The sequence below is a fragment of the Klebsiella sp. KE9456 genome (genome assembly GCF_043832615.1).
In the GTDB taxonomy this organism is placed as follows: domain Bacteria; phylum Pseudomonadota; class Gammaproteobacteria; order Enterobacterales; family Enterobacteriaceae; genus Klebsiella; species Klebsiella indica.
In genome coordinates this window covers 48192-58012 of sequence record NZ_JBDYQK010000027.1, presented here as the reverse complement: position 1 = coordinate 58012, position 9821 = coordinate 48192, and the positions used below count along the sequence as shown (strand labels likewise).

At 54.0% G+C, this 9821-nt stretch carries 6 protein-coding genes; 4 read left to right on the top strand and 2 right to left on the bottom strand.

Translation table 11 applies throughout. From position 1 onward, the window contains the following. Positions 1–72 (bottom strand): IS1 family transposase (locus tag ABK821_RS21925; protein ID WP_001568368.1); only part of this gene is annotated, 72 nt, incomplete at its 3' end. A 90-nt stretch (positions 73–162) separates the two neighbouring features. Here ABK821_RS21925 and glpG point away from each other — a divergent pair. Further along, positions 163–993, top strand: a complete 831-nt coding sequence (gene glpG, locus ABK821_RS21920) for a rhomboid family intramembrane serine protease GlpG (RefSeq protein WP_138359280.1) — start codon at positions 163–165, stop codon at positions 991–993. Between the two features lie 18 nt (positions 994–1011). Next, positions 1012–1770: a DeoR/GlpR family transcriptional regulator gene (locus ABK821_RS21915; RefSeq protein ID WP_343178058.1), complete on the top strand. Its 759-nt coding sequence runs from the start codon at positions 1012–1014 to the stop codon at positions 1768–1770. Between the two features lie 198 nt (positions 1771–1968). On the opposite strand, the gene malT is transcribed toward ABK821_RS21915, so the two are convergent. After that, positions 1969–4674 (bottom strand): HTH-type transcriptional regulator MalT, encoded by a 2706-nt coding sequence (gene malT, locus ABK821_RS21910; protein ID WP_138359276.1) that lies wholly within the window; start codon positions 4672–4674, stop codon positions 1969–1971. 621 nt (positions 4675–5295) lie between these two features. On the opposite strand from malT, the gene malP reads away from it, so the two are divergent. Together malP and malQ are read left to right on the top strand one after the other, a co-directional pair. Further along, positions 5296–7686 carry a maltodextrin phosphorylase gene (gene malP, locus ABK821_RS21905; protein ID WP_308561599.1) on the top strand — a complete coding sequence of 797 codons (2391 nt, stop codon included), beginning with the start codon at positions 5296–5298 and terminating at the stop codon, positions 7684–7686. A 10-nt stretch (positions 7687–7696) separates the two neighbouring features. Next, positions 7697–9793: a 4-alpha-glucanotransferase gene (gene malQ / locus ABK821_RS21900; RefSeq protein ID WP_343178057.1), complete on the top strand. Its 2097-nt coding sequence runs from the start codon at positions 7697–7699 to the stop codon at positions 9791–9793. Positions 9794–9821: the final 28 nt, after the last annotated feature.

The following is a 9821-nucleotide window of genomic DNA, read 5'->3' as shown; positions in this document are numbered from 1 at the left end:
GGTGCTTTTGCCGTTACGCACCACCCCGTCAGTAGCTGAACAGGAGGGACAGCTGATAGAAACAGAAGCCACTGGAGCACCTCAAAAACACCATCATACACTAAATCAGTAAGTTGGCAGCATCACCATATCTCCCTTTGTGTGGAATAAGCGATCCGCTGCATGTTAATGATTACCTCTTTTGCTAATCCGCGCGTGGCCCAGGCGTTTGTCGACTATATGGCGACTCAGGGCATTATTCTGACTATTCAGCAGCATGCACAGAGCGATATCTGGCTGGCTGATGAGAGTCAGGCCGGGCGCGTACAGGCCGAGTTGGCCCGTTTTCTGGAAAATCCCGCCGATCCACGTTACCTGGCCGCCAGTTGGCAGTCGGGGCAGACTAATAGCGGATTGCATTACCAACGTTTCCCCTTTTTAGCAACGCTTCGCCATAACGCCGGGCCATTTACCTGGGTCGTCTTATTCGCCTGTATTCTGGTGTTTATTCTGCAAACGGTTTTCGGCGATCAGGCGATGATGCTGTTGCTGGCCTGGCCCTATGATCCCTCGCTGAAATTTGAAGTGTGGCGCTACTTTAGCCATGTTCTCATGCATTTCTCCTTGCTGCATATTCTGTTCAACCTGTTATGGTGGTGGTATCTCGGCGGGGCGGTAGAAAAACGTATTGGCAGTGGAAAGCTGGTAGTGATTACCGTTATTAGCGCCTTGTTAAGCGGCTTTGTTCAGCATCAGTTTAGCGGCCCCTGGTTTGGCGGCTTGTCGGGCGTCGTCTATGCGCTGATGGGCTATGTCTGGCTGCGGGGGGAGCGTGAACCGCAGAGCGGCATTTATTTACAGCGAGGCTTAATACTCTTCTCTTTAGTATGGTTAATTGCTGGATGGTTTGATGTTTTCGGCATGTCGATTGCGAACGGCGCGCATGTGGCTGGCCTGGTGACCGGGCTGGCGATGGCGTTTGTTGATACGCAGAATGGGCGAAAACGAACGTAGAGGCTCTCAGGATATTTCATGAAACAAACACAACGTCATGACGCGATTATTGAGTTGGTAAAAAAACAGGGATATGTCAGTACCGAAGAGCTGGTCGAGCAGTTTGCCGTTAGTCCACAGACTATTCGTCGTGACCTGAACGATTTAGCCGATCAGAAAATGATTCTGCGTCACCATGGCGGCGCGGCCCTGCCTTCCAGTTCGGTGAATACTCCCTGGCACGACAGGAAATCGACACAGACGCAGGAAAAAGAGCGCATTGCCCGCAAGGTGGCGAGCGAGATCCCCGATGGCGCGACCCTGTTTATCGATATCGGTACGACGCCGGAAGCGGTGGCGCATGCCTTACTCAATCATAGCGATCTGCGTATCGTCACCAATAACCTGAACGTCGCCAATACGCTCATGGCGAAAGAGGACTTCCGCATTATTCTGGCAGGCGGCGAGTTGCGTAGCCGGGATGGTGGCATTATCGGCGAGGCCACACTGGATTTTATCTCCCAGTTTCGTCTTGATTTCGGCATTCTCGGCATCAGCGGCATCGACAGCGATGGCTCGTTGCTGGAGTTTGACTACCACGAAGTGCGCACCAAGCGGGCGATTATTGAAAACTCGCGTCACGTGATGCTGGTGGTTGATCACTCGAAATTTGGCCGTAACGCGATGGTCAACATGGGCAGTATTAGCATGGTTGATGCGATCTACACCGATATGATGCCGCCCGCTGGCGTGCTGAAGGTGATTACCGACAACAACCTCCAACTGGAACTGTGCTGAGTATGTTGGGTTCCCGGCCCACTCGTGTTGCTCTGATGCGGATAAGGTCGTTACTTCTCCGCTGGCGCGTATTGTGCTGGCCGGGGAGGCTCCTGAGGGCAGGTTGCTTAACAAACACGCGGGTTATCGCCGGCGATGGCGAAGGGAAGACGCCAGGCGGATGGCGGCCTTTCCGCCTGGGATTAAATTCGGTTATCGCTAAACGCCATATCCCATCATTTTCAACAACTGCTGGGCATGCTGTACGGCATCCTGGCGGTGCGCTACGCCAAGCTTCTGGTACAAATTGCGAATATGGGTCTTGATGGTGGTGGCCGCAACATCCAGTTCACCGGCAATTTGCTCGTTGCTATAGCCGGAATAGATAAGCCCGAGTACCTGCCATTCGCGCTGGGTCAGCGGGCTGGTACGAATCAGTTCCGGGACATCCGGATGATTCAGCAGGCGTTCGACAAAGCTTTCATCAAAGTGGGCGAATTTGTGACGGTGATGCTGGTTGATATCGCGCAGAATGCGCTGAGCGCGATGCTGTTCCAGTTCCGGTAGCGTATTGAGCTGAATCAACTGGCGTAGCTGCTGCGCCATCGTCTCGCCTTCAATGACAAAATGGTTAATGAATCCGGTACGGTTGGCGAGTGCGAGCGCTTCCAGTAGCGCTTTCTGAGCTTCGCTTTTACGCCCTGCCTGCCAGTAAAGCTGGTTGAGTAACAGCAGGTTGCGGTTCAGATCGCTCATCAGACGCAGCGAGCGGGCATTGTCGTTTAACTCATCCAGCACCATTTCGGCGGAATCAAAATCACCGAGCAGGATCTGCGCGCGGGCGATATTGCGCCACTGACTCTGCAGGAAGTGGTTATTGGCAAATTCCGGTTTTGGCGTCTGACGCAGCCAGTTCGCCGCTGCGGCTTTATCGCCGGTCATTTGCCAGTAAATCACCCGGACTTTATCGGCATTGGATACCCAGTCGCTATGGTAATTGCCGTTTCCGAGCAGATTTTCAAGACGATTCAAATGACTGCGGGCATTATCCAGATCGCCGCGCGCCAGCGAACACTGGATCATCAGGGTCAGGCACTGTAACTGTTGCTGCGGTTGATAGGAGGAAAGTACGTTCATGCCATTGCGCGCGGACGTCTCCGCTTCATCCAGGCGCGCCCAGGCCCACAGGAGTTGGGAACGAATGCGCAACAGGAATTCATGCATGGGCAGTTGCTCAAGATGCTGCTCGCGAATTAACTGAAAGGCTTTTTCCTGAATCTCCCAGGCGGCCTGCAGGAAGCCCTGAGCAAACAGAATTTCGCTCTGCTGGATCATACTCCACAGCGCATAGTGCCAGACATCATGATGGCGGGACATCTGTTCCGTTTGCTGCATGACCGCCAGCGACTGGCTCAACTGGCCTTTGCAGTGCAGCACTTCGCCGTGTACTGATGTTGCAACGATACGACTGTAGTAGCTGGCCAGCGGCAGTTCATCAAGGGCCACCATCGCCAGGCGTTCGGCTTCGTCCTGATCGCCGGCATTAATCGCCACCTGGGCTCGCAGGGCATTGAAATCCCCATGCATGGCAATATCCATTTCCCGGTCCATCTCCTGCTCGGCGCGCGCCAGCAGGGTATTCACTTCGCTATAGCGGTGCTGGCTTTGCATAAGCCAGGCCTGCAACAAAATTAAACGCGGGTTTTCCAGCAGGTTTGACCATGGCAGCGCGGCGAGGGACTGCTCCAGCAAACTCAGCTCGCTGTGGTTAAACATGCCCCATGCGTGATTGAGCAGAATATCGCGCAGCATGGTGGCATCACCAGCGGCCAGAGCGTGGTGAATAGCCTCGCTCGGAAAGCCTTGCGCCATCCAGCTCTCGGCTGCCGCGCGGTGTATATCCGGCAGTTCGACCGCCAGCTCCCACTGGCAGCGCTGGCGCAGGAAATTGCCGAATAGCGGATGGTAGCGGAACCACTCGCCGGAATCGTCCATTCGTTGCAGGAATAATCCCTGGCGCTCAATCTCTTCCAGCTTCATCTGGCCATTCTCTTCCCCGGTGACGCGGACGATGAGCGCATCGTTCATTGAACGCAGTAACGCGCTTTTCAGCAAAAAGTTACGCGTCTGAGGATCAACGTTATCCAGCACCTCATCGACCAGGTAGTCAGAAAGGTGACTGGCGTTAATGCCGGCAAGACGTCGGGCTGAGTGATGCGCGGAAGTATTGTTATTTCGTGCCGAAAGCGCAATCAACTGCAGGGCGGTGGCCCACCCGGCAACATCGTCACACAGCCGTTTGCTCTCGTCGGCTTCAATTGGCGAGCTGAGACGGCAGTCAAAAAACTGCTTGGTTTCCTGATGGGTAAAAGCGAGTTGTTGACTGCCGATTTCAAGGAGCTGATCGCGCACGCGCAGGTTGGCAATCCCCAGTTGCGGCAGGTTACGCGACAGAACCACCAGGGTCATATTTTCCGGCTGATGGCGGAGAAAGAAGCGCATTGCATCATGAATGACCGGGTTGCTAATCAGGTGGTAATCATCAATGACCAGGAAAAGCGGATTCTGCCAGTCGGCAAGCTCAATGAATAATTGTGCGAAGAGGGAAGGCAGGCTGGCATACTGGCGCTTTTGCACCATTGTTTCACTGGCCGTACAGTGACCACCGGTGGCCTGTTGAATGGCAGCGATGAGGTAACTGGCAAAACGCTCCTGTTGGTTATCACCTTCATCCAGTGAGAACCAGCCAAGGTGATTTTTCCCTGCTGCCCATTGAGCAACGAGCGTGGTCTTACCGTATCCTGCCGGACTGGTCACCAGCGCGAGACGATAATTGTTCGCGCCGGAAAGTTTCGCCAGTAATCGCTCACGAACGACGGTGTGTTCAAGGCGGACCGGACGACTTAATTTAGACGGAATCAACATAGTTCTTCATTATTTCGCTGTGCAAGGGCGGAGTTACGTTTTTTTTTGCGCTTCGTAATTAATATCTAACAAGGTTGACCAGAATGAATTTTATTGCAAGTTATGTCCGGGATTTATACTCTTTAATTTGCTCTATGTCACAAATTTATATGCTGAGTGAAATGTGCATAAAAAGATGCCAGTATGCGCGGTTGCTGGGTTCAGAGGGATTTCGAGGGCTGAAGGGCACGTTTTTTTTACAATGTGAGTAGTTGTTTGTTTTTATTAAATTATTATCAGTAATTTCTTAGAATCCCTCTTTTGAACTATTTCTCCATAGAAGTCTGTTTATTCCTCTAATATTTATTTTTATTTATCCATATTTACAAAACAAACTTTTACTTACCTATATTGTTCTGTCACGTAACGCATTTCAGCATCATCATGGGGGAGAGATTTGCTGTTCCGGTATGGCGATTTTTGCCGCATAATTCGCCAGTAAGCTAACATAACGGTGGCCACTATCACACTTTTCGCTCATCCCTGCGACTCCTCCCCGGCTAATCCCTGGCGGGATGAGGACGTGACTCCGGGAGGTCGGCACACTAACGCTAACGTTTTCGTAAAGGACCCGGATTTCTTATGTCACAGACTTCTTTTAACAAAGCTCAGTTTCAGGCTGCACTGACGCGTCAGTGGCAGCATTTTGGTTTACAGTCCGCTGCCGGGATGACCCGGCGTCAATGGTGGTGTGCCGTGAGTGGTGCGCTGTCCGAGATGTTGTCAGCGCAGCCGGTGGCGAAAGCGGCCGAAGGTCAGCGTCATGTAAACTATATCTCAATGGAATTTTTGATCGGTCGCCTGACCGGCAACAACTTGCTTAATCTTGGCTGGTATCAGGCGGTAAGCGATGAACTTCAGACGCATGATATTAATCTGAGCGATCTGCTGGAAGAGGAGATCGATCCGGGTTTAGGGAACGGCGGCCTTGGTCGTCTGGCGGCCTGTTTTCTGGATTCAATGGCGACCGTTGGCCAGTCGGCGATCGGTTACGGCCTGAACTACCAATACGGCCTGTTCCGTCAGTCTTTCGTTGACGGCCAGCAGATGGAAGCGCCGGATGACTGGGGGCGTAACCGTTACCCGTGGTTCCGTCATAACGAAGCGCTGGATGTCCAGGTTGGCCTCGGTGGTAAAGTCACTAAAGGCGGCGAGTGGATACCGGCATTTGTGATTACCGGCGAAGCCTGGGATCTGCCGGTACTTGGCTATCGCAATAATGTCGCTCAGCCGCTACGTCTGTGGCAGGCTCAACACGCGCATCCCTTTAATCTGACTAAATTCAATGATGGTGATTTCCTGCGCGCTGAACAGCAGGGCATTGACGCTGAAAAGCTGACTAAGGTTCTGTATCCGAACGATAACCATCAGGCGGGTAAAAAACTGCGTTTGATGCAGCAGTACTTCCAGTGCGCCTGTTCGGTTGCCGATATTCTGCGTCGCCATCATCTCGCTGGCCGCAAGCTGACGGAACTGGCGGATTACGAAGTGATCCAGCTTAACGATACGCATCCGACAATTGCGATTCCGGAACTGCTGCGGGTGCTGATCGACGAGCATCAGTTGAACTGGGACGACGCCTGGGCGATAACCAGCAAAACCTTCGCTTATACCAACCACACCCTGATGCCGGAAGCGCTGGAGTGCTGGGATGAGAAACTGGTGAAAACGCTGTTGCCGCGTCATATGCAGATTATCAAAGAGATTAACGACAGATTTAAAACGCTGGTGGATAAAACCTGGCCGGGCGATGAGCTGGTATGGGCAAAACTGGCGGTGGTTCACGATAAACAGGTTCGTATGGCGAATCTGTGCGTGGTGGGCGGATTTGCGGTAAACGGCGTTGCCGCGCTGCACTCCGACCTGGTGGTGAAGGATCTGTTCCCGGAATATCACCAGTTGTGGCCGAATAAATTTCATAACGTCACCAACGGTATTACCCCGCGCCGCTGGATCAAACTGTGCAACCCGGCTCTGGCTTCGCTGCTGGACAAGACGCTGAAGAAAGAGTGGGTTAACGACCTCGATCAGCTGATCAGCCTGGAAAAATATGCCGATGATGCGAAGTTTTGCCAGACTTATCGCGACATTAAACAGGCCAACAAGGTTCGCCTGGCGGAGTTTGTGAAGCGGCGTACCGGCATTGAGATTAACCCGCAGGCGATTTTCGATATCCAGATTAAACGTCTGCATGAGTATAAACGTCAGCACCTTAACCTGCTTCATATTCTCGCGCTGTACAAAGAGATCCGCGAAAATCCGCAGACAGACCGCGTACCACGCGTGTTTCTGTTCGGCGCGAAAGCCGCGCCGGGCTACTATCTGGCGAAGAATATTATTTGGGCGATCAACAAGGTCGCGGCGGCGATCAATAGCGATCCGCAGGTGGGCGATAAACTGAAAGTCGTCTTCCTGCCGGACTACTGCGTGTCGGCGGCGGAAATGCTGATCCCGGCGGCGGATATCTCCGAGCAGATCTCCACCGCGGGTAAAGAAGCTTCCGGTACCGGTAATATGAAACTGGCGCTGAACGGCGCGCTGACCGTTGGAACCCTGGATGGCGCGAACGTAGAAATCGCTGAGCAGGTGGGAGAAGAAAACATCTTTATCTTCGGCCATACGGTGGAAGAGGTGAAAGCGCTGAAGGCGAAGGGCTACGATCCGCTGAAATGGCGTAAGAAAGATAAACTGCTGGATGCGGTGCTGAAAGAGCTGGAGAGCGGTAAATACAGCGATGGCGATAAACATGCCTTTGAACAACTGCTGCATAGCTTGTTGAAAGGCGGCGATCCGTATCTGGTGCTGGCTGATTTTGCGGCTTATGTCGCGGCGCAGAAGCAGGTTGATGAGTTATATCGCGACCAGCAGGCCTGGACTCGCGCGGCGATTCTGAACACCGCGCGCTGCGGCATGTTCAGTTCTGACCGATCGATTCGCGATTATCAGCAACGTATCTGGCAGGCAAAACGCTAAGGACGGGCCTATGGAGAGTAAACGCCTTGATAACGCTGCCCTGGCGGCGGGAATAAGCCCAAATTACATCAACGCGCACGGTAAGCCGCAGTTAATTGCTGCGGCGACCAAGCAGCGGCTACTGGATGCGATGCATCGTACGATGACTGCCACGAAAGTGGCCGTTAATCCGCTACCGGTTGTGCAGGTATTTACCTACGGCAAAAGGATGTCGCTGCCGGTGACGGGCCAGGGGGAATTCAACTGGATCCTTACCACTGAAGAAGGGAAACAGTATCAAGGCCAGACGCGCGGCGGTGAGGCGCTGCCGTTGCCTGCCAGACTACCGGAAGGCTATCACACCCTGACGCTGACCCAGGATGGCGAGCGTTGGCACAGCCGGATCATCGTGGCGCCTGTGCGTTGTTATGAACCGCAGGCGCTGAAGGATGGCCGGAAACTGTGGGGAACCTGCGTGCAGCTTTATACCCTGCGCTCGGAGAAGAACTGGGGGATTGGCGACTTTGGCGATTTACGCGCCATGTTGCCGGAAATCGCCCGTCGCGGCGGTTCGTTTATTGGCCTTAACCCAATCCATGCGCTCTATCCGGCGAACCCGGAGAGCGCCAGTCCGTATAGCCCCTCTTCGCGCCGCTGGCTCAACATTATCTATATTGATGTCAATGCGGTAGACGATTTCCGTCACAGCAAAGAGGCGCAGAAATGGTGGCAATCCCCGGCTACACAGCAGGCATTGCAGGCCGCACGGCAGTGCGATGATGTGGACTATACGGCCATTACTGCGCTGAAACTCACCGCGCTGCGCATGGCATGGAAAGGGTTTTCCGCCCGCAATGATGAGACGATGGCAGCGTTTCGTCAGTTTGTCGCCCGGGAGGGTGAAAGCCTGTACTGGCAGGCGGCGTTTGACGCGCTGCATGCCTGGCTGATGCAGCAGAATTCAATGTACTGGGGATGGCCGGTCTGGCCGAAAGCTTACCAGGATACGAATAGCCCGGAAGTGAAAGCCTTCTGCACTGAGCGTGCCGATGAGGTGAATTTTTACCTGTGGCTGCAGTGGCTGGCTTACACGCAGTTTGCCAGGTGCTGGCACACCAGCCAAAACGACGACATGCCAATTGGCCTGTATCGCGATTTGGCGGTCGGTGTTGCGGAAGGCGGCGCGGAAACCTGGCGTGACCGCGAGCTGTACTGCCTGAAAGCCTCCGTTGGCGCGCCGCCGGATATTCTGGGGCCGCTGGGGCAGAACTGGGGCCTGCCGCCAATGGATCCGCATATCATCCTGGCGCGTGGCTATGAGCCGTTTATCGAGCTGCTGCGCGCGAACATGCAAAACTGCGGCGCGCTGCGGATCGATCATGTAATGTCAGTGCTGCGTTTATGGTGGATCCCATACGGTGAGACGGCCGATCACGGGGCTTATGTGCAGTATCCGGTGGATGATCTGCTGTCGATTCTGGCACTGGAGAGCCAGCGTCATCGCTGTATGGTGATTGGTGAAGATCTGGGTACGGTGCCGGTTGAGATTGTCGGTAAGCTGCGTAAAAGCGGCGTTTACTCTTATAAAGTGCTCTATTTTGAAAATGACCACGAAAAGACTTTCCGCGCGCCGAAGGCGTATCCGCAGCAATCAATGGCTGTGGCAACGACGCATGATCTGCCAACGCTGCGCGGCTACTGGGAAAGTGGCGACCTGACGCTGGGGAAATCGCTGGGACTGTATCCGGATGAGGTGGTGCTACGCGGGTTATATCAGGAGCGCGAGCGGGCGAAACAAGGATTGCTGGATGCGCTGCATCGCTACGGCTGTTTGCCGAAGCGATGCGGACATAAAGCCTCGCTGATGGGGATGACGTCAACCCTGAATCGCGGAATGCAGCGCTATATTGCCGACAGCAACAGCGCGCTGCTGGGGCTGCAGCCGGAGGATTGGCTGGAGATGGCTGAGCCTGTCAATATTCCGGGAACCAGCACGGAATATCCCAACTGGCGGCGTAAACTTGCCACCACGCTGGAGGCGATGTTTGCTGATGAGCAGGTAAACAGACTGATTAAGGATCTGGATAAACGTCGTAAGGCAGCGGGAAAGAAGAAGCTGGACCGATAAGTCGCTTAATTACCATAAAAAGCCGGGA

Bases quoted from the DNA above. Each gene is read 5' to 3' on its own strand.
- glpG (WP_138359280.1), top strand. From the start codon at position 163: ATGTTAATGATTACCTCTTTTGCTAATCCGCGCGTGGCCCAGGCGTTT.
- ABK821_RS21915 (WP_343178058.1), top strand. From the start codon at position 1,012: ATGAAACAAACACAACGTCATGACGCGATTATTGAGTTGGTAAAAAAA.
- malT (WP_138359276.1), bottom strand. From the start codon at position 4,674: ATGTTGATTCCGTCTAAATTAAGTCGTCCGGTCCGCCTTGAACACACC.
- malP (WP_308561599.1), top strand. From the start codon at position 5,296: ATGTCACAGACTTCTTTTAACAAAGCTCAGTTTCAGGCTGCACTGACG.
- malQ (WP_343178057.1), top strand. From the start codon at position 7,697: ATGGAGAGTAAACGCCTTGATAACGCTGCCCTGGCGGCGGGAATAAGC.